Source organism: Flavobacterium helocola (assembly GCF_038289885.1).
In the GTDB taxonomy this organism is placed as follows: Bacteria; Bacteroidota; Bacteroidia; order Flavobacteriales; family Flavobacteriaceae; genus Flavobacterium; species Flavobacterium cheniae.
Genome location: NZ_JBBYHT010000001.1, coordinates 622825 through 642781 on the forward strand (window position 1 = coordinate 622825; position 19957 = coordinate 642781).

Below are 19957 nucleotides of genomic sequence, written 5' to 3' on the forward strand. Positions count from 1 at the left end.
CACTCTTATTCAGTTTTACGCACTTATATAAATAAAAAAAAACCACCAATTAAAAATTGATGGTTTTCATTTTTGTCATGCCGTCCCGAAGTTTCGGGATTAGTTCAGCATTTATTTATACTTCTTCAGATTCTTCTTCTGTTCCAAATTCGTCTTTTTGATGCTTCTTAGCACCTTTTTTGATGTTTCCTTTTTTCATCATTTCACCTACTTGGTTAGATGCACTAAAAGAAGCAACCATGTTGTTTAACATATCACTTCCAGCTTGAGGTGAGTTTGGTAATAAAATTAAATTACTATTTGCATCTGCACCAATCGCTTGTAAAGTATCGTAATGTTGCGTTACAACAATTAATGCCGAAGCTTCTTGAGAATTAATTCCAACTTTGTTTAACACATCAACTGATTCTACTAAACCACGAGCAATTTCTCTTCTTTGGTCTGCAATACCTTGACCTTGAAGTCTTTTACTTTCTGCTTCTGCTTTTGCTTTGGCAACAATTCTGATTCTTCCTGCTTCTGCTTCATATTCTGCAGCAGTTTTTTCACGGTCAGCCGCGTTAATACGGTTCATCGCATTTTTAACTTGAATATCTGGATCAATATCTGTAATTAAAGTATTGATAATGTCATAACCATAAGTCGTCATCGCTTCGTTTAACTCACGTTTTACCGCAACTGCAATATCATCTTTACGCTCAAAAACGTCGTCTAATTTTAATTTTGGAACTTCAGCACGCACAACGTCAAATACATACGACGTAATTTGATCGTGAGGATATTCTAATTTATAAAACGCTTCGTATGCTTTTTCTTGTAATACTTTAAACTGAACCGAAACTTTCATTTTAACGAATACGTTATCTTTAGTTTTGGTTTCGATGATAACATCTAATTGTTGAATTCTTAGATTAACTCGACCCGCAATTCTATCCACAACTGGAATTTTTAAATGTAAACCAGAATTTCTCAAGCTAAGAAATTTTCCAAAACGTTCCACAACAACAACTGTTTGTTGTTTTACAGTGAAGAAAGAAGATAAAAGGACAATTAATCCAACGAAAATAAGAGGGAACATGATAAACTCCATGATTTTATAGTTTTAGTTATACCTATTATACGCTTTTTAAAGTAAAAAGTTACAAAAACCAATTTTTAAGTTTACTTTTGGCGCTTAAATTTTTACAGATGAAGAAATTAGCTTTCGTTTTCCTTATGATTTCAACAGTTGCAATGGCGCAACGTGGTTTTAAAGACAGTAACAGAATTGGTATTGGTGCAGGTTTAACCCAATTGAATATTTATACAGATAATTTTACAGTAACTCCAGAAAGCGGTTGGATTGGTGGTTTCAGTGTTAGAGGAAACTATTATAACAACTGGCAAATGAGTTTTGGGATGTTTTTTACCGATAGTAATTTCTCTATTCCAACACTAAAAGGATTGCAACAAACGCAAACGAATTTTAAAATGTCGGCGGTTCAAATTTATATTGTACCAAGTTATGTGGCAATTGAAGACCATTTGAATTTAGAATTTGGTCCGGTTTTACAAGTAAATGGTAAATTAGGAATTGATAAAGATGACGAAAACAATTTATTGTTAGATCAACCCGGTTTAATTGCCAAAGACATTGTAGATGTTTCTAAAATTAACGCCAATTTCTATGTGGGAATTAATGGTGGGGTTAAAAACGTAAGAGCAAGAATAGGTTATCAATATGGTTTAACCAACTTCTTCGGCAACTTAAAAAACAACGACAACGTTAAGTTACTTGGCGAAAAAATGAAAGGAAATATAGGTTTGATTAGTGGTCAGATTACGATATATCTTTAATAAAAAAGCCCTGATAATTCAGGGCTTTTCTTTTATAAACTAGCGATTGCTTTTTCTATTCTCTTCACCGTTTCGGCTTTCCCTATCATTTCGATAATGTCGAATAAATGTGGTCCTTTTAGAGCACCTACTAAACTCAATCGTAAGGGTTGCATTACTTTCCCCATTCCAATTTCATTTGTTGTCATCCATTCTTTTAATAAGGTTTCGATGTTAACGGATGTAAAATCTTCTATTTTATTCAATTCAGAAATCACTTGTTGCATTAAACCTGGTGTTTCCTCTTTCCAGTTTTTAGCTGCTTTTTCATCGTATGATGTTGGCGCTTCAAAGAAATAATCGGCTAAATCCCAAAACTCATTTACGAAATGCGCTCTTTCTTTAATCATTCCCACAATCTTTGTCAAATCGAGTGAAGTCGAGATTCCTTTTTTATCTAAAATAGTTTTAAAGCTTTCCGCTAAACTTGCATCACTTTGCTTTTGTAAATACTGATGATTGAACCATTTGTTTTTCTCAGGGTCAAACTTCGCTCCTGCTTTGTGAATTCGGTTTAAATCAAATTTTTCTACCAATTCTTCTAATGAGAAAATCTCTTGTTCGGTTCCGTCATTCCAGCCTAATAAAGCTAAAAAGTTGATCACCGCTTCTGGGAAAAATCCGTTTTCTCTATAGCCCGATGAAGTGCCTTCTTCCGTTTTCCATTCTAATGGAAATACAGGGAATCCCATTTTATCACCATCACGTTTTGATAATTTTCCGTTTCCAATTGGTTTTAAAATCAATGGTAAATGCGCAAATTCTGGTGCGTTCCAACCAAATGCTTTGTATAATAAAACGTGTAATGGCATTGATGGTAACCATTCTTCACCACGAATTACATGCGAAGTTTCCATCAAATGGTCATCCACAATATTCGCTAAATGATAGGTTGGCATTCCATCCGATTTGAACAAAACTTTATCGTCTAATAAATTGGTATCAAATTTAATATCGCCACGAATGATGTCTTTTAATTCTAAAATTTCATTCACAGGTGTTTTAAAACGGATAACATAGTGTTCTCCGTTTGCAATTCGTTCCGCAACTTTTTCACGTGAAACCGTCAACGAGTTATCCAATTGTTCTCTAACCGAATGATTATAAATGAATGTATTTCCATTTGCTTCAGCTTCTTTTCGCATCGCATCCAAACTCTCAGCCGTATCAAAAGCATAATACGCCCAACCTGAATTTATCAATTGATCCGCATATTGTTGATACATCGCTTTACGTTCGCTTTGACGATATGGTCCAAATTTTTCATTCTTTCCAACGGTTTCTTCTGGCGCAATTCCTAACCATTCTAAAGCTTCAAAAATATAAGCTTCTGCTCCTGGAACAAAACGCGTTTGATCGGTATCTTCGATTCGTAAATAGAAAGTACCACCATGTTTTTTGGCAAATAAATAATTGAATAAAGCGGTACGAACACCACCAATATGCAGAGGTCCAGTTGGACTTGGTGCAAATCTTACTCTAACTTGTTTTGACATTTTATTTTTATTTTTCTTTATTGTCACACTGAGCTTGTCGAAGTGTTGTGCAAAGATACGATTACAAATTAGAAGTAAGAATTTAGAATTTAGAAAATCTCATGGTTATTAACAATCCCATTCTGTAAATGTTAACTTTCACTAAAAACCTATTGACTAATCACGCAAGATGTTGTAATTTTATCGGTTATAAACAGTATATCAACAATTTTGGAAGCAAAAGGCATCATTTTCGATAAACTCGAAGCGTTTATCAAGAAGTTTTACACCAATGAACTGATAAAAGGAGTCATTCTTTTCATCGGATTAGGTTTGTTGTATTTCATTTTTACCTTATTGATTGAGTACTTTTTATGGTTATCTACATCTGGAAGAACCATTTTGTTCTGGTTGTTCGTTGGAGTTGAATCATTTTTATTGATTCGATTTATCGCATTCCCGTTGTTTAAATTATTCAAATTACAACAAGGAATTAATTACGAACAAGCTTCAGAAATTATTGGAAATCACTTTTCGGAAGTAAAAGACAAGTTGTTAAACTTTTTACAATTGGCAAATCAAAGTCAAACGTCCGAATTATTGGCGGCTTCAATCGAACAAAAAGCTGCTTCGTTACAACCAATTCCTTTTTCTAATGCAGTGAATTTTGCTAAGAACAAGAAGTTTTTGCCTTATGCGATTATTCCAATTCTATTATTGATTTTGTTTTTTGTGACTGGAAATTCTGAAATCATTTCTAATAGTTTTGCACGTGTTGTAAATTATGAAACCAAATACGCACCACCAGCTCCATTTGAATTTGTAGTATTGAATAAATCATTAACAGCACAACAGAATTCCGATTTTGTTTTACAAGTGAAAACACAAGGAAAAGTGATGCCTGAAAATATTGCTATTCAAATAGGTGATGAAGAATATTTTTTACAAACCACAAAACCAGGAGTTTTTGAATATACGTTTTCTAAATTGTCAAAAGATGTTACTTTTTCGCTTTTAGCGAATGGATTAAATTCGAAAGAGTATCAGATTGATGTGGTAGATGTTCCAACGATTGCCAACTTTGAAATGGTCTTGCAATATCCTTCCTATTTAGGTAAAAAATCGGAAGTGATTCAAGGAACTGGAAATGCTGTGGTTCCTGAAGGTACGGTTGTAACTTGGAGAATTAATGCTTTAGCAACAGATAAAGTAAGTTTCAAAACGAATAATCAAGTGAGTGTTTTTGCTTCTAAGGAAAATAACTTTTCGCTTTCAAGAAGAATATCGGATAATTTAAGTTACGAAGTAATTACATCGAATACAAACATCAACGAGTTCGAAAAATTGTCTTATCAAATTGCAACTATCAAAGATCAATATCCAACTATTTCAGTTCAAATTGCTCCAAATTCATTAAAGTTAAAATCTAAAATGATGATTGGTCAAGTTGCCGATGATCATGGTTTATCAAAATTGCAAGTTGTTTTTTATCCGAAAGGAAATCCAAATGCAGTTCGAAAAGCTAATTTAGCTATCAATAAACAAGCGGTGGATCAATTTATTTATTCGTTTCCTAATGGTTTATCCATTGAAGAAGGTGTTAATTACGAATTTTACTTTGAAGTATTTGATAATGATGTAGTTAACAATTATAAAAGCACAAAATCATCTATTTTTCTTCATTATGAATTGACTGAAGACCAAAAGGAAGACAAACAGTTGCAAGAGCAGAATGAAAACATCAATAGTTTAGAAAAATCACTTCAAAATCAAGAGAAGCAAATTTCGGAATTAGACAAACTTCAAAAAATGAATAAAGAGAAATCTAATTTAGATTTCAAAGATCAAAAGAAAGTCGAAGATTTTATCAATCGTCAAAAACAACAAGACGAAATGATGAAAGAATTCACTAAAAAGTTAACGGAGAATTTGGAAGAATTTAATCCAAAATCACAAGATAAAGACAAAGAAGAATTATTACGCCGTTTAGAAGAAGCTGAAAAGCAAGCAGATAAAAATGAAAAATTGCTTAAAGAATTAGAAGAGCTTTCTAAGAAATTAGAGAAAGATCAATTGTTTGATAAAGCTGATAAACTAAAACAAAATGCAAAAAATCAACAACAGAATTTAGAACAGTTAGTTGAATTGACGAAACGTTTTTATGTTGAACAAAAGGCGGAACAAATTGCGGATAAATTAGATAAGTTAGCGGAGAAGGAAGAAAAATTAGCAGATGATGCTAAAGAAAATAATAAGGAAAATCAAGACGCTATCAATAAAGAGTTTGACGACATAAAGAAAGAACTTGAAGAACTAGATAAAGAAAACAAAGAATTAAAAGCTCCAATGGATATTCCTAATGATAAGAATGAACAAGAGGATGTAAAAAAAGACATGGAGAAAGCTTCTCAGGAATTGCAAAAACAAAACCAACAGAAAGCAAAACCGAAGCAAAAATCTGCTGCTGCAAATATGAAACAGATGAGTCAAAAAATGGCCCAATCTATGCAATCGGGTGAAATGGAACAAATGCAAGAAGATGCTAAATTGTTACGTCAGATACTTGATAATTTATTAGCTTTTTCATTCGACGAAGAGAGTTTAATTAAGACTACAAATTCATCTGAAGTACGTTCTTTACAACTGAATAAAGTATTAAAAAAGCAGCAAGATTTAAAATTACAATTCAAACACGTTGACGATAGTTTGTTTGCTGTTGCTTTACGTAATCCAAAAATTACCGAAACGATTCTGAATGAAGTTGGTGAAATCCATTATAATTTAGACAAGACTTTAGAAACTTTAGCGGACAATAATATTCAAAAAGGAGCTTCACATCAACAATACGTTTTAACTTCTGCCAATCGTTTAGCGGATTATTTAAGTAATGTTCAAAGTGAAATGAACATGGAAATTCAAGGTCAAGGCTCTGGAAAAGGGAAGCCAAAACCGGGACAAGGCAAAGGTGGAATGCAACTTCCAGATATCATCAAGCAACAAGAAGGCCTTGGTGAGAAAATGAAAGATGGAATGAAACCTGGAGATAAGCCTGGCGATAAACCCGGAGATAAGCCAGGTGAAAAACCCGGTCAAGGAAAACAAAAGGGACAATCTGGTGAGAATGGTGAAGATGGCGAAAATGGTTCTGAAGGAAACGCTGGTAAAGTATTAGATATTTTAAAAGAGCAAAGACAATTGCGTGATGCTTTACAAAAAGCATTAGAAAAAGAAGGAATGACAGGTCAAGGTCAGAATGCTTTGAATCAAATGAAGGATATCGAAAAACAACTAATTAATAAAGGTTTTAAAAATGAGACCTTGCAAAAGATGTTGAATTTAAAACACGAACTTTTAAAATTAGAAAAAGCGATTCAGCAACAAGGAGAAGATACTAAACGTCAATCTAAAACGAATGACAAAAACTATAATGGTAACACTACTCCACTTTCAAAGGAATTAAAAGAATATCTGAATAGTGTTGAAATATTAAACAGACAAAGCTTACCTTTGCAACCCAATTTTAACCAGAAGGTTCAAAACTATTTTAAAAGCAATGATTAGTTTTAATTACGAAACAGATTTCGAACTCGACAACGAAGAGCAATATGAAGATTGGATTTCCCGTATTATCGAATCCGAAGGATTTGATGAAGGTGAAATCAATTATATCTTTTGTGATGACGAATACCTACATAAAATCAATGTTGAGTATCTAGATCACGATACTCTAACTGATATTATTAGCTTTGACTACACGGTAGGAAATTTAATACAAGGCGATATTTTTGTTTCTGTTGAGCGAGTAAAGGATAACGCTAATGATTTTAACGTTTCTTTTGAAGAGGAACTAAAACGCGTTTTGTCTCATGGTGTTTTACACTATTGTGGTTACAAAGATAAATCTCCAAAAGATGAAGCTTTAATGCGTTCTAAAGAAGAAGAAAAAATGCAAATGTTTCACGTGGAACATTAAGCTTATAAACTAGAATTTTTTTAAATGTTTCACGTGGAACATAATTTTTATAAAAGATGTTTTTAAATCAATATGATGTAATTGTTGTGGGTGCTGGTCACGCCGGTTGTGAAGCTGCTGCTGCTGCTGCCAACATGGGGTGCTCTACACTTTTGGTGACAATGAATCTTCAAAACATTGCACAGATGTCCTGTAATCCTGCTATGGGAGGAATTGCAAAAGGACAAATTGTGCGTGAGATTGATGCCTTGGGAGGATATTCTGGAATTGTTTCTGACAAGACCGCGATCCAATTCAAGATGTTGAATAAATCAAAAGGACCTGCGATGTGGTCGCCAAGAGTGCAATCGGACAGAATGCGTTTTTCGGACGAATGGAGAACTATGTTGGAGAATACTCCGAACTTAGATTTCTACCAAGAAATGGTGGCTGGAATTTTAGCAAAGAATGGAAAGATTGTAGGGGTGAAAACTTCACTTGGAGTGGAAATCAAAGCAAAGTCAGTTGTGTTGACAAACGGAACTTTTTTAAATGGTTTGATTCATATTGGTGACAAACAATTTGGTGGTGGTCGCGCAGGAGAAAGTGCTTCTTTCGGAATCACAGAAGATTTAGTAAAATTAGGTTTCGAATCAGGAAGAATGAAAACTGGAACACCTCCACGAGTAGATGGTCGTTCTTTGGATTTTTCTAAAATGACAGAACAACCTGGCGATGATGTTCCAGAAAAGTTTTCGTATTCGAATTTGACCGCTCCATTAAAAACACAACGTTCTTGTTGGATGTCGTATACTTCGTTAGAAGTGCACGATATTTTACGTGAAGGTTTTGATAGAAGTCCAATGTTCAACGGAAGAATTAAAAGTTTAGGTCCGAGATATTGTCCTTCGATTGAAGATAAGATTAATCGTTTTGCAGATAAAGAACGTCACCAACTTTTTGTTGAACCTGAAGGTTGGACAACTTGTGAATATTATATCAACGGATTCTCAACTTCTTTGCCAGAAGATGTTCAGTTCAAAGCTTTACGTTCGGTAGCCGGATTCGAGAATGTGAAATTTTTCAGACCTGGTTATGCTATTGAATACGATTACTTCCCTCCTACGCAATTACAACACACCTTAGAAACTAAATTAGTTGAAGGTTTGTATTTCGCTGGACAAATAAATGGAACAACTGGTTACGAAGAAGCAGCATCTCAAGGTTTAATGGCTGGAATAAATGCAGCTTTAAAAGTTCAGAATAGAGAACCGTTTATATTAAAAAGAGACGAAGCGTATATTGGAGTTTTAATTGACGACTTAATTACTAAAGGTACAGAAGAACCATATCGAATGTTTACTTCTCGTGCTGAGTATAGAACATTACTTCGTCAAGATAATGCAGATTTTAGATTAACGCCAAAAGCATTTGAAATTGGATTAGCTAAAGAAGAGCGTTTGATTCGCATGGAACAAAAATTCTCTCAATCGGATGCAATGGTAAATTTCTTTAGAGAAACAAGTCTAAAACCAGAAGAAGCAAATCCAATATTAGAAGCTAAAGGTTCTGCACCAATGAGTCAACCTGATAAAATGTTTAAAGTGTTTTCTCGTCCACAATTGGATTTGGAAGATTTTAGAAAATTTAAAAAAGTAGCAGCTTATATTGAAGAACACGATTTAGATCAAGAAGTAGTTGAGCAAGCCGAAATCCAAGTGAAGTATTCTGGTTATATCGAAAAGGAAAAAAATAATGCTGATAAACTAACTCGTTTAGAAGACATGGTTATTCCAGATAATTTCAATTTTGATAAAATCCAATCAATTTCAATTGAAGCCAAACAAAAATTAAATAAAATTCGACCAAGAACTATCGCACAAGCATCACGAATTAGCGGAGTTTCGCCAAGTGATATTTCGGTGTTGTTAATATACATGGGAAGATAAGAAAGTGTTCAGTGTTCAGTTTTTAGTGTTCAGTAAAAATGTTTCACGTGAAACAACGCCGTCAACCCTATTAAAATAAGCCTTTCGCATAAAAATATAATAAATGAATTTTTTAGAAGATAAAAGTTTTATTACCGTTAAAGATTTTTCAGTTTCTGGAGAATCTTTTTCCTTGTTGTTAAATGAAGAATATCAAATCTTAAAAACGCATCCGCAACCTACTTTAGATAAATTAGGTTCGTATTACGAATTTGAAGATTATATTTCGCACACCGATGGAAAACGTACGCTATTTGAAAAGATGTATCACTTCATCAAAAGAAAAGCGATTCGCGATAAAGTCAGTTTGATTAATTCACACCAACCTTTGAAAGGAAGAATTTTAGATATTGGTGCTGGAACTGGAGATTTCCTTTTGGAATGTAAAAATCAGAATTGGGAAATCTTAGGAATTGAGCCTAATGATAAAGCAAAAGGAATTGCTGTTGGAAAAGGAATTAAATTTGGCGATACGATTGAAAAGTTAGAAAGTAATTCATTTGATGTGATTACCATGTGGCACGTTTTAGAACACGTTCCAGATGTTGAACATCAAGTAGCGGAATTAAAACGTTTGTTGAAACCTTCTGGAACTATTATTATTGCCGTTCCAAATTTCAAATCGTACGATGCAAATCATTATAAAGAGTTTTGGGCCGCTTATGATGTGCCAAGACATTTGTGGCATTTTTCAAAATCAGCAATCGAAAAATTATTCGATAAACAAAACATGAATCTTGAAGATATTAAACCAATGTGGTTTGATAGTTTTTATGTGTCACTTTTATCAGAAAAATATAAAACTGGTAAAATGAATTTCATTTCTGGATTTTTTATCGGTTTGATCTCAAATGTGTCGGGATTCTTTAAAAAGGAGTTTTCATCGCATATTTACGTGCTAAAAAACAAGTAAAAATCATTTTAAAGCGATTTTAGACAGTTTTTTATCTATTTCGACAAGATTTATTGTCTTTTTTTAAAGATTTGACTTAATCGATTTATGAAAGTTGTTTTTAATAGCTTGAATCTATCAAATTTTAAAATTGAAATAAGAAAATCTTATAGTTGAAAAATAAATAAAAAAGCAACAAATTTGTTACTTTACAACTTATTATTACTTTTACGAAAAATTATTAATTACCAATATACAACGATGAAAAAATTAGTATTGATTTTAGGTGTTGCATTAAGCGTTTTAGCATGTAACAAAACAGAAACAAGTTCAAAAGATTTTAAAACTGCATATATAGATACTGCTGAATTAATTGAGAAATACGAAAAATTCAAAGATGAAGACGCAAAATTCAATGTTAAATCTGAAGAATTAGGTCGTCCATTAGAAGCTAAAGTTCGTGCTTTCCAAGCTGAAGCACAAAGTTTCCGTCAAAATGCACAAGCTAAAGGACCTCAATGGGCACAACAAAAAGGTGCAGAATTACAACAAAGAGAGCAACAATTAGGAATTGAGCAAAATGCTTTAATTCAACAACTACAGCAAGAAGGTGCTGTTTTGAAAGACACTTTAATTAGTGAAGTTAAAAAATTCATTAAAGATTACGGAAAGAAAAAAGGATATGATTACATCTACGGAACAGGTGATGCTGCAACAGTTCTTTACGCTAAAGATGGTTATGATATCACAAAAGAAGTTTTAAAAGAGCTTAATGATACTTATAAAGCTACTAAGAAAGACGATAAAGTAGCCACTAAGGAAGAAGAAAAAAAATAATTGAAAGTCCCGAGTAATCGGGACTTTTTTATTTCTAATCGTTTCTATATATTTGTATTTCAAATTTATATGCCAAATGGAATCATTATCAGCCGCAGCCACTTACACCCTCCGATTTATTAATCAAACCAATAAATCCATCTTCCTCACCGGAAAAGCAGGAACCGGAAAAACCACACTTTTAAAAGAAATTATCGCTACAACACACAAAAACACTGTCGTTGTAGCACCTACAGGAATTGCCGCTTTGAATGCAAATGGCGTTACTATTCACTCGATGTTTCAATTGCCTTTTGCCGCCTTTATTCCTGACAATAAGCAACTTCCACATTTTTCAGACACTGTAAAATTCGAAAATCGTGATTCGTTAGGACGCCATTTCAAAATGAATAACGTGAAACGTTCCGTAATTCGAAATATGGAATTGTTGGTAATTGATGAAGTATCTATGTTGCGTGCTGATGTATTAGATGCGATGGATTTTATGATGCGAAAAGTACGCAGAAATGAAAGACCTTTCGGCGGAGCTCAAGTTTTATTTATAGGAGATTTACTACAATTACCACCAGTGGTAAAAAATGAAGAATGGGAAATGCTGAAGAGTTACTATCGAGGCATGTTCTTTTTTCATTCGCACATTATTCAGCAATATCCGCCTTTATATATCGAATTAGATAAGATTTTCCGTCAAACAGATGCCGAATTTATTGATGTTTTGAACAATTTACGTCACAATAAAATCACTTCAGAAGATGTTAAAATTCTGAATCAATTTGTACAACCCAATTTTGATCTGAAGAAAAATAAAGGTTTTATCATTTTAACCACGCATAATTCCAAAGCAGATACAATAAATTCAAAATCTTTAGAAGATTTAGAAGGAAAGCAATTCACCTATTTACCAGAAATCACAGCTGATTTTCCAGAAAAAATATATCCGTTAGAAGAAAAATTGCAACTAAAAGTCGGGGCACAAGTCATGTTTATTAAAAACGATTTGAATTTCGAAAAGCAATTCTTCAACGGAAAAATGGGCGTTATCAGTTCGTTAACCGAAAAGGAAATTTTTGTTCATTTTCCAGAGGAAAACAAAACCATCGAAGTAGAACGTTATGAATGGCAAAACATTCGTTACAAAGTCAACGAAAATACTAAAGAAATTGAAGAAGAAGTCATTGGAACTTTTGTCCACTACCCTATCAAATTGGCTTGGGCGATTACCGTTCATAAAAGTCAAGGACTAACTTTCGACAAAGCAGCTCTCGATGTTTCGCAAGTTTTTGCGCCCGGACAAGCATATGTGGCTTTGTCACGTTTGCGTTCGTTAAAAGGGCTTATTTTGCTTTCTCCGTTGCGAATGAATGGCATTTCGAGTGATGAAGAAGTGCTGAATTATGCTGAAAACAAAGCTTCCGAAGAAATCTTACAACATTCGTTAGCTAAAGAAACATTATTTTTTTGGTTGAATACATTGCTTAATTCATTTGATTTCAAAGAATTAGGTCAAGAATGGCGCAATCATTTGTTCAGTTATAATTCCGAAGCACCAAAATCGCCAAAAACAAAGCATAACGACTGGGCAAAAATCCAACACGATAAAATCGCCGAAATTTTAGAACCTTCGGGGAAATTTATGTCCCAATTACAGAAAATTTTCTACGATGAAAATCTGGATATCAAATTTGTTAAAGAACGATGTGATGCGGCTTATCAGTACTTTTTTAAAACGTTAGATAACGTTGCCGAAGAATTGTTATTGAAAATTGAAGAAGTAAAACGCATCAAAAAAGTAAAAGCTTTTTATGATGAATTATTGGTTTTAGAAGAACTTCAAATCAAAGCGATTTTACAACTTAAAAAAGCAAAATTGCTCACCAACATCATTGTCGAAGGAAAAGAAATTTCGAAGAAAAATTTAATTTCGGAAGACATGAGTACTTACAAAATCAACAAGTTAGTGGTTGTTGCTGAGCGCTTTAGAACTTCGAAAGCTGCTTTAGTGGAAGACGACGAAGAGGTTTCGTATTACACCGATTCGAAAAAGAAAAAAACAAAAGAACCAAAGAAATCTACTATCGAAGATACTTTGGAATTGTGGAAACAGAACCTATCAATTTACGAAATTGCAAAGCAACGAAAACTCACTCCACAAACCATCTACAACCATTTTACCAAGTTGATTCAAATGGAAATAGTGCAACTTTCTGACATTTTACCAGAAGATAAAATATCCGATTTAAAAGCTGCTTTTAAAGATTTTAAAGGCGAAAGTTTAGGCGAATTAAAAGAAATTCACGGCGATAAATTTTCCTGGGATGAATTACGTTTGTATAAAGCGAGTTTAAATAATTAACCCATCTTTCATTTCTATAATTCGGTCACTTTTCTTTGCAAAATCATCATCGTGTGTTACTGCGATAATGGTTTGACCATAGTTTTGAGTTAATTCCTGAAAAATATCAAAAACAATATTCGTGTTTTTACTGTCTAAATTCCCAGTAGGTTCGTCACCCATGATTAATAATGGGTCGTTTATTAATGCACGAGCAATTGCAACTCGTTGTTGTTGCCCTCCCGATAGTTTATTTGCTGGTTTTAAAGCTTGATCTTCTAACCCAAGGATTTTTAGTTTTTCGTATGCTTTTTCTTCGATTTCTATTTCGGAATATTTCCCAAGTTTAATTGCGGGAATCATGACATTTTTTAAACATGTAAACTCAGAAAGCAAGTAATGAAATTGGAAGACAAATCCAATTTTTTCATTTCGAATTGCTGCTAATTTATCGGTAGATAAACCCGTCATTAATTCGTTATCAATAAATAAATTTCCTTTATATTCGGTATCCATAGTTGACAAAACATATAGCAACGTAGATTTTCCACTGCCCGATTTCCCCACCATGGATAGAAATTCTCCTTTTTGAACTTCAAAAGAAATGTTTTTCAACACTTGAAATTCAATTGGATCGGAGAAATATTTATCTACATTTTCGGTTTTTAGTATAGTTTGTCGCATAATTTATTTTCTAAAAATGGTAACAGGATCCACTTGTGCCGCTTTTTTAGCAGGAATGTATCCAGCGAAAAAAGTAATTACCAAACCAATAAGAACACCTTGCAAATATTTTAAAGGTTCATAATCAATTGGGAAATAGCCAATATCACCACCTACATATACATTTTTTAAAATAGTTATTAAAACGGTTGCGATAATCATTCCGCCAATAACCCCCATGATTCCAATGGCTACCGCTTGTGTTACAAATATTCTAATAACATCTTTTCCTTTAAAACCCATAGCTTTTAAAATGGCAATATCATTAATTTTTTGGGAAACCGTCATGTTTAAAATGTTATAAATTCCAAAACCAGCCACTAGTAAAATAGTGAAGGAAACAAACGTGATGATGATTTTTCGCATTTTATTGGCAGCCATAAAAGTTTCGTTAGCTTCTTTCCATCCTTCTGCTTTATAACCTGTTAAATTAGAGAGTTTTTCTGCTATTGTTTTTGCCTTTTCTGGGTCAATAATATTAACGTTAATGTCAGTTATATAAGACGCTCCCTCCTTCAATAATTGTTGAGAACTGGCTAAATTTACATAGGAATTTGTTTTATCAACTTTTGAATTATTGGTTTTAAAAATACCTACGACTTTATACGTTTTATTTACACTTTTTGAAGAAGTTAAGTTGATATTATCTCCAATTTTTGCATTCATTTTTTCAGCAATTCCACTTCCAATGATAATTCCGTTTGGATTCGATTTTAAAAGGTCAAAATTACCTTCCGCCATAAACGATTTGATGTTGTACATCACATTCGCTTCTTCAGGTTTTATGCCAATTGCTAAACCAGATATTTGAGATTTCCCGTTGTTATAGAAAACATTTACATTAACTTGAGGCGTTACGACTGTAACTTCGGGTTGTTTTAATATGGTTTCAGAAATTAAATTCGGATTGATAATTGTATTATTGGTAGGAACAATTTTCGGATTAATAATCAAGTAATTTTCATTGGAATTTTTTACTAAAACCTTACTTATTTCATCATCTTTATAAACTCGAATATGCGCAGTTGTTTTAAAAATACTGGCGCTAGAACTTACATCAAAACCAACTAGCATGCAATTCATGAAAATATAAATTGACATCCCTAAAACTACACCAGCAGCCGCAACAGCAGTTAATTTTTTGTTGGAAATAATATACGTTTTTGCTATTTCGGTATTGATGTTCATAGCTTAGGGTTTTAAAGGTAATAAAACATCTTCTTTAGTAATTCCTTCTAAAACTTCTACAAATTCTGTAGAAACTATTCCTGTTTTCACGATAACTGCTTCGTCTTTCCCTTTTATCATTACTTTGTTTCCAAAACCTAGAAAGTTTCTTGGAATTAATAGTGCATTTTTCTTTTCTCCAACTAAAATATTAGCTTCTAATTGCGTTCCATACAGCGAAGTATTTAAAGGTTTATCAAAAATTACTTTACAAATAAACGATTGTGTTTGCTCATCAAAAGCGGCTAATATTTTACTTACTTTCGCATTAAAAACTTCGTTTTTATTGGTGTTTAATTTCACAAAAACAGTCTGACCAATTTTTACTTTTCCAATACTATTTTCATCTACATTTAAAACGCCTTCCACTTTATTTTCATCTGCGATTACAGCTATTACATCTCCTTTTTTCACATAATCACCAGAGAATTTCATCTTCTTAATAATTGTTCCTTTTTGTGGAATAATTAATTTATTATACCCTAAAACCACTTGATTGTTTTTGAATTGATTTTCAATGTTGATGTAATTTTGTTTGGATTGCTGTAAAACTTGTTGATACTGTTTTTTCAAAGCATTCAATTGCGACAATGAATTTTCAGCGACTAATTGCATGTTTTCATATTCAACTTTGGCAATACTTTGCAAATTGTATAATCTTTTGTAGCGTTCGGCTTGTGTTTTATCTTGCTGGTATTTGCTTTCTGCAAACTTTATATTTTGTTGTAATTGTTGCAAGGCAGGAGAATTATCCGTTAAGTTTTCTTTGGAAATAACTACCAAATCTTTAGCTGAAACGGTATTGTTTTCATTGGTTTTATTGTCAATTGAAGCAATAATTTGGTTTTCAGTTACTTTATTTCCAACGTCAAAAGTTGCATTTACTAAAATCCCGTCGGTTTGAGCGGTTAGATTATAGGAATTGTCCCATTCTAATTCGCCCGAAGCAAAAACTAATTCTTTAATATCTTGTACAACAGGCTTTCCTTCTTCTTTTGTTCCACATGAAAACAAAGTAGAAAGCACTAGTAAAATAAGAATGTTGTTTTTCATTTTGAATATTTTTTTAGTTGTTGTTTATCACAATTTTATTTTTTGAGAATCCTATGTTTGCCAGAGCATTAACCATGTTTATTTCGCTGATTAGCAAATCGTTTTGCGAAATTAATAGTTTGTCTAATGGTAAAATTTGTTCTTGATATTGATTGAAATTTTTTTCAAAAGTGTCTTTTTTTAGCACATATATTTTTTTGAAATTTTTGTATTGCTCAATCGCTTTTTCGTACTCAATTTCCAATTGTTTATTAGCAAATTCATTTTCTTTTTCGGCATGTTCTTTATTATTTTTCAATTGATTTAATTGAATTTTTTTATTGTAAACAGTGGCTAATTTTTGCACGTTTGTTGGAAAATCCCAAGTAACTTTTAAACCAACATAGTTGAAATTAACCCAATTAGAATTCGCATCAAAATAGTTTTCATTACTTAGGTTTTGCCAGTTAAAAGAAGAAATAAACGACAAAACGGGCAATTGTTGTAAACGAGCAATTTTTAAATCTTGTTGCATCATTTGGTATTGTAACTTGTAGTTTTCGCTTTTAAAATTAGAGTTGGTTGATACCAATTCTTCTATATTTTCATAATGTGAAAGCTGCTCTGTAAGTTTTAAATCAAATTCATTTTCTAAAAAAAGTGCCAAACTTTGATTTTGTATTTTTTCGTTCAAGATAAGTTGCGATAATTTATCTTGTAGCGCAATTAAATTAGCTTCTGCTTCATTTATATCTTGTTTTCTTGTAATTCCCTCGTTAAACTTGTTTTGGTTGATTAAAACTAAATTTTCGCCAATTTTGATGTTTTCTTGGAGAATTTTTTTCTGAACTTCAAACGAAAGCAAGTTAAAATACACGCCATTAATTTGATTATAAATGTTTTGCTCATTGATTTTGTTTTGATTGTCAACTAATTGTTCGTTGATTTTTGCGCTTTTAACTTGGGCAATACTTCCAAAATTTAAAATATCAAATTGAGGTTGTACCGAAAAAGTGCTGGTATATTGTTGTCCCATAGTAACTTCTTTAAAGGTTCCTTCAGGCAAACCAAATATGGTTCCTGGTAAAAAACTTACTTGTTGTTCAAAATTATTCAAGGATTGAGCTGATGCAGGAATTCTTGGATTTAATATATTTCCAACGGCAGTTTTTTTAGTCAAATTAGCTAATTGTGTTTGCAATGTTGCATTTTGCAAAGCATAATTTTTTTCTTTGGAAAGTTGTAGTAATTCTGGTAGTGAATTGACGACTTTTTCTTCCTGAGAAAAACTATTTAATCCACTAAATATCCAAAAGAATATTAAAAATTCTTTTCGTAGTAGTTTGTGAATGTTTACTAACTTTTTCATGCTGTTTTTTATTTCTTTTGTATTAAAATCAATAAGTTATCAATAGTTTTGTTACCTTCTACAGCGATGTCGTATTGAAAACCAGAAAGTTTCCATTTTAACATTTGAAATCGAAATGAGCCTAAAATTATAGGCAATAAATCTTCGGTTGAAATTTCATTTGTGAATTCCTTTTTTTGTTTTCCATGTTCTAAAATTTGTGATATCAACTGCATTTTGTTTTGCATCAATTGAAGAATTATGGCTTTGATTTCTGTTGATTCGTCTAATAAGCCATCTGATAAAACAGCTACAACAAAGTGCGGATTTCTTTTAAAATAATTGAACTGGCTTGCAAAAACAGCTTTAAAGTTTTCAGCTGCTGTATTTTCAACTTTAAGTTCGGATGCTAACCTAATATGCATATTTTGTTTTAGTAGCTTTAATAAGGCAACTAAAATTTCTTCCTTTGATTTGAAATGACGATAAATGGCACTTTCAGAAAAATTCATTTCAGAAGCAACTGTTTTTGTTGTTAATCCTTTAATTCCTTTTTCTATAAGTATTTTTCCTGAAACTTCAATGATTTCAAGTTGTCTGTTTGATATGTCGTTTGTAGTAATCATATGTTAGTGAATGTTCACACTTCAAAGGTACTGAAATATTTTATACCACTCTTTAATCGAAGAAAATATTAAATTAATTCAACCAAAAAACCAATAAAACAGCAGGAATAAAATAAATTACAATCGTTCTAGCACCATCATAATCTTTTGCTAATCGTTGTCCAAATAAAAGAAAAAGTAGTGTAATACAAGATAAAATGGCACCATAAAATCCTAAACCACGAATAACACTATCTTGCATGATGTTTTGAATAATTCCAGAAACACATAAAACACCCGAAACGATTTCTAAAAGCAATACAATTCCCAAAGCCAAAGGCACTTGCTTAGCTAAAACAGTATTTGAAAAATGACCATTTAACCATTCTACATTGCCTTTCCAGTCTTTAATTTTATCATATCCAGATTGTAAAAAGGTAATTGCTAAAAAAGCCAAAACTAATAGTGGAGCTACTTGTGTCATAATTATGCGTTTTTGTGGATTAATCGAGTTAATTTTATTGACAAATCGGTTAGGATAATTTTGCTATTTCCGTTGCGTTCAATGTGGTAAATAGCGTCTTCTAATTCTTTGTAAATATCTGTAATATTTGCACCATTTACAAACGGAGCAAATTTTTCCAATTCAAATTTTGGCACTTTTGTTTCTAAGAAAACAAGTTCTTTTGCCTGATAATTTAACAATAAAGCCTGTCTAAAGAAATGAATGCAATAATGTAAAAATTGTTTTTGCGTTTCCCTTCCTGTGGATGCAATGTTTTCGCTCCAAACAATTAAATCGTTTATTGCAGCAGCATTTCCTTTGGCACGAAAAGCACTTCTTACCCATTCTACAAACCATTCGTCAAAAGGATATTCATCATCCTCTTTTCTTAAAATATGTAATGCTTTGTTGTAATTTCCTTCGCTTTGATGCGCGATTTTTTTAGCAATAGTTGGTTCACAATTTTCACGTGAAACCAAAGCTTCTGCAATTACACTTTCACTCAAACCAATAAAATCAATCACTTGACATCGCGAAAGAATCGTTTGCAACATATCGCTGGTGCTTTCGGTAATTAAAATGAAAACGGTTTTGGCTGGCGGTTCTTCTAATAATTTCAATAATTTATTTGCCGAAGGACCATTCATTTTATCAGCCATCCAAATAATCATTACTTTGTAACCACCTTCGTAGGCTTTTAATGATAATTTTTTATTGATTTCAGTAGCTTCATCAACTCCAATTAACCCTTGTTTATTTTGAATTCCAAGGTTTTTCAACCAATCAAACAAACTTCCGTAAGGCGATTCGGTTAAAAATTGACGCCATTCTATCATGAAATGATCGCTAGTAGCATGACTTTTAACACTGTCGGTTGTAGCAACCGGAAAAACAAAATGCAAATCGGGATGCGAAAAATGTTCAAATTTTAGGTTACAAGCTGAATTATCTCCTACATTTTCTCCACCTACATTACCACACAAAATATATTGCGCATACGCAATCGCCATAGGAAGCGTTCCGCAACCTTCGGGTCCCACAAATAACTGAGCGTGCGGAATTCTTCCGGCTTCGGCACTCTTAGTTAGGTGATTTTTAATATGTTCTTGTCCTAAAATATCTTTGAAAAGCATGGAACAAACCTAATCAAAAATTACCAAAATTGG

The 19957-nt window shown here is 32.5% G+C and carries 16 protein-coding genes; 7 read left to right on the top strand and 9 right to left on the bottom strand.

Annotation, left to right across the window (positions count from 1 at the left end; all coding sequences use genetic code 11):
* Positions 1–115: 115 nt before the first annotated feature.
* Positions 116–1090, bottom strand: a complete 975-nt coding sequence (locus AAEO58_RS02970; protein WP_341681810.1) for an SPFH domain-containing protein — start codon at positions 1088–1090, stop codon at positions 116–118.
* A gap of 98 nt (positions 1091–1188) precedes the next feature.
* Between AAEO58_RS02970 and AAEO58_RS02975 the strand changes: the two genes are divergently transcribed.
* On the top strand, positions 1189–1836 hold the full coding sequence (locus tag AAEO58_RS02975) for a PorT family protein (protein ID WP_341681812.1): 648 nt from the start codon (positions 1189–1191) through the stop codon (positions 1834–1836).
* Between the two features lie 32 nt (positions 1837–1868).
* Here the strand turns inward: AAEO58_RS02975 and gltX are convergent, their stop codons facing one another.
* The gene (gltX, locus tag AAEO58_RS02980; RefSeq protein ID WP_341681813.1) at positions 1869–3371 is read right to left on the bottom strand and encodes a glutamate--tRNA ligase; all 1503 of its coding nucleotides are present in this window, start codon (positions 3369–3371) and stop codon (positions 1869–1871) included.
* A gap of 210 nt (positions 3372–3581) precedes the next feature.
* Here gltX and AAEO58_RS02985 point away from each other — a divergent pair, with 210 nt between their 5' ends.
* The 6 genes from AAEO58_RS02985 to AAEO58_RS03010 all read left to right on the top strand — a co-directional run bounded on the left by AAEO58_RS02985 (position 3582) and on the right by AAEO58_RS03010 (position 13372).
* Positions 3582–6911 (top strand): hypothetical protein, encoded by a 3330-nt coding sequence (locus AAEO58_RS02985; protein WP_341681814.1) that lies wholly within the window; start codon positions 3582–3584, stop codon positions 6909–6911.
* Positions 6904–7323, top strand: coding sequence for an rRNA maturation RNase YbeY (gene ybeY, locus AAEO58_RS02990; protein ID WP_133609111.1), 420 nt, complete (start codon positions 6904–6906; stop codon positions 7321–7323). Before AAEO58_RS02985 ends, ybeY begins: the two co-directional genes overlap by 8 nt.
* Before the next feature lie 56 nt (positions 7324–7379).
* Positions 7380–9251: a tRNA uridine-5-carboxymethylaminomethyl(34) synthesis enzyme MnmG gene (gene mnmG / locus AAEO58_RS02995; protein ID WP_341681816.1), complete on the top strand. Its 1872-nt coding sequence runs from the start codon at positions 7380–7382 to the stop codon at positions 9249–9251.
* Between the two features lie 103 nt (positions 9252–9354).
* Entirely contained in the window at positions 9355–10203 is an 849-nt protein-coding gene (locus AAEO58_RS03000; protein WP_341681818.1) for a class I SAM-dependent methyltransferase, read from the top strand.
* A 240-nt stretch (positions 10204–10443) separates the two neighbouring features.
* Positions 10444–11019, top strand: a complete 576-nt coding sequence (locus AAEO58_RS03005) for an OmpH/Skp family outer membrane protein (protein ID WP_341681819.1) — start codon at positions 10444–10446, stop codon at positions 11017–11019.
* Positions 11020–11095: 76 nt separating this feature from the next.
* The gene (locus tag AAEO58_RS03010; RefSeq protein WP_341681821.1) at positions 11096–13372 is read left to right on the top strand and encodes a helix-turn-helix domain-containing protein; all 2277 of its coding nucleotides are present in this window, start codon (positions 11096–11098) and stop codon (positions 13370–13372) included.
* Here AAEO58_RS03010 and AAEO58_RS03015 read toward each other — a convergent pair.
* The 7 genes from AAEO58_RS03015 to AAEO58_RS03045 form a co-directional block, all read right to left on the bottom strand.
* The gene (locus AAEO58_RS03015) at positions 13361–14035 is read right to left on the bottom strand and encodes an ABC transporter ATP-binding protein (RefSeq protein WP_341681822.1); all 675 of its coding nucleotides are present in this window, start codon (positions 14033–14035) and stop codon (positions 13361–13363) included. The two genes, AAEO58_RS03010 and AAEO58_RS03015, sit on opposite strands and share 12 nt — an antisense overlap.
* 3 nt (positions 14036–14038) lie before the next feature.
* Positions 14039–15262: an ABC transporter permease gene (locus AAEO58_RS03020; RefSeq protein ID WP_341681823.1), complete on the bottom strand. Its 1224-nt coding sequence runs from the start codon at positions 15260–15262 to the stop codon at positions 14039–14041.
* Between the two features lie 3 nt (positions 15263–15265).
* On the bottom strand, positions 15266–16354 hold the full coding sequence (locus AAEO58_RS03025) for an efflux RND transporter periplasmic adaptor subunit (protein ID WP_341681824.1): 1089 nt from the start codon (positions 16352–16354) through the stop codon (positions 15266–15268).
* 13 nt (positions 16355–16367) lie between these two features.
* On the bottom strand, positions 16368–17702 hold the full coding sequence (locus tag AAEO58_RS03030) for a TolC family protein (protein WP_341681825.1): 1335 nt from the start codon (positions 17700–17702) through the stop codon (positions 16368–16370).
* Between the two features lie 8 nt (positions 17703–17710).
* Positions 17711–18307, bottom strand: a complete 597-nt coding sequence (locus AAEO58_RS03035) for a TetR/AcrR family transcriptional regulator (RefSeq protein ID WP_341681826.1) — start codon at positions 18305–18307, stop codon at positions 17711–17713.
* 73 nt (positions 18308–18380) lie between these two features.
* Complete coding sequence (locus AAEO58_RS03040; RefSeq protein WP_341681827.1) at positions 18381–18770, bottom strand: DoxX family membrane protein; 390 nt, start codon at positions 18768–18770, stop codon at positions 18381–18383.
* A gap of 2 nt (positions 18771–18772) precedes the next feature.
* On the bottom strand, positions 18773–19924 hold the full coding sequence (locus AAEO58_RS03045; RefSeq protein WP_341681828.1) for a DNA polymerase III subunit: 1152 nt from the start codon (positions 19922–19924) through the stop codon (positions 18773–18775).
* Between the last annotated feature and the right edge of the window lie 33 nt (positions 19925–19957).

What these genes read in the sequence shown, in the direction of transcription:
- AAEO58_RS02975 (WP_341681812.1), top strand. Translation starts at nt 1,189, where the DNA reads ATGAAGAAATTAGCTTTCGTTTTCCTTATGATTTCAACAGTTGCAATG.
- ybeY (WP_133609111.1), top strand. Translation starts at nt 6,904, where the DNA reads ATGATTAGTTTTAATTACGAAACAGATTTCGAACTCGACAACGAAGAG.
- AAEO58_RS03035 (WP_341681826.1), bottom strand. Translation starts at nt 18,307, where the DNA reads ATGATTACTACAAACGACATATCAAACAGACAACTTGAAATCATTGAA.
- gltX (WP_341681813.1), bottom strand. Translation starts at nt 3,371, where the DNA reads ATGTCAAAACAAGTTAGAGTAAGATTTGCACCAAGTCCAACTGGACCT.
- AAEO58_RS03010 (WP_341681821.1), top strand. Translation starts at nt 11,096, where the DNA reads ATGGAATCATTATCAGCCGCAGCCACTTACACCCTCCGATTTATTAAT.
- AAEO58_RS03030 (WP_341681825.1), bottom strand. Translation starts at nt 17,702, where the DNA reads ATGAAAAAGTTAGTAAACATTCACAAACTACTACGAAAAGAATTTTTA.
- AAEO58_RS03000 (WP_341681818.1), top strand. Translation starts at nt 9,355, where the DNA reads ATGAATTTTTTAGAAGATAAAAGTTTTATTACCGTTAAAGATTTTTCA.
- AAEO58_RS03025 (WP_341681824.1), bottom strand. Translation starts at nt 16,354, where the DNA reads ATGAAAAACAACATTCTTATTTTACTAGTGCTTTCTACTTTGTTTTCA.
- mnmG (WP_341681816.1), top strand. Translation starts at nt 7,380, where the DNA reads ATGTTTTTAAATCAATATGATGTAATTGTTGTGGGTGCTGGTCACGCC.
- AAEO58_RS03040 (WP_341681827.1), bottom strand. Translation starts at nt 18,770, where the DNA reads ATGACACAAGTAGCTCCACTATTAGTTTTGGCTTTTTTAGCAATTACC.
- AAEO58_RS03020 (WP_341681823.1), bottom strand. Translation starts at nt 15,262, where the DNA reads ATGAACATCAATACCGAAATAGCAAAAACGTATATTATTTCCAACAAA.
- AAEO58_RS03045 (WP_341681828.1), bottom strand. Translation starts at nt 19,924, where the DNA reads ATGCTTTTCAAAGATATTTTAGGACAAGAACATATTAAAAATCACCTA.
- AAEO58_RS03015 (WP_341681822.1), bottom strand. Translation starts at nt 14,035, where the DNA reads ATGCGACAAACTATACTAAAAACCGAAAATGTAGATAAATATTTCTCC.
- AAEO58_RS02970 (WP_341681810.1), bottom strand. Translation starts at nt 1,090, where the DNA reads ATGGAGTTTATCATGTTCCCTCTTATTTTCGTTGGATTAATTGTCCTT.
- AAEO58_RS03005 (WP_341681819.1), top strand. Translation starts at nt 10,444, where the DNA reads ATGAAAAAATTAGTATTGATTTTAGGTGTTGCATTAAGCGTTTTAGCA.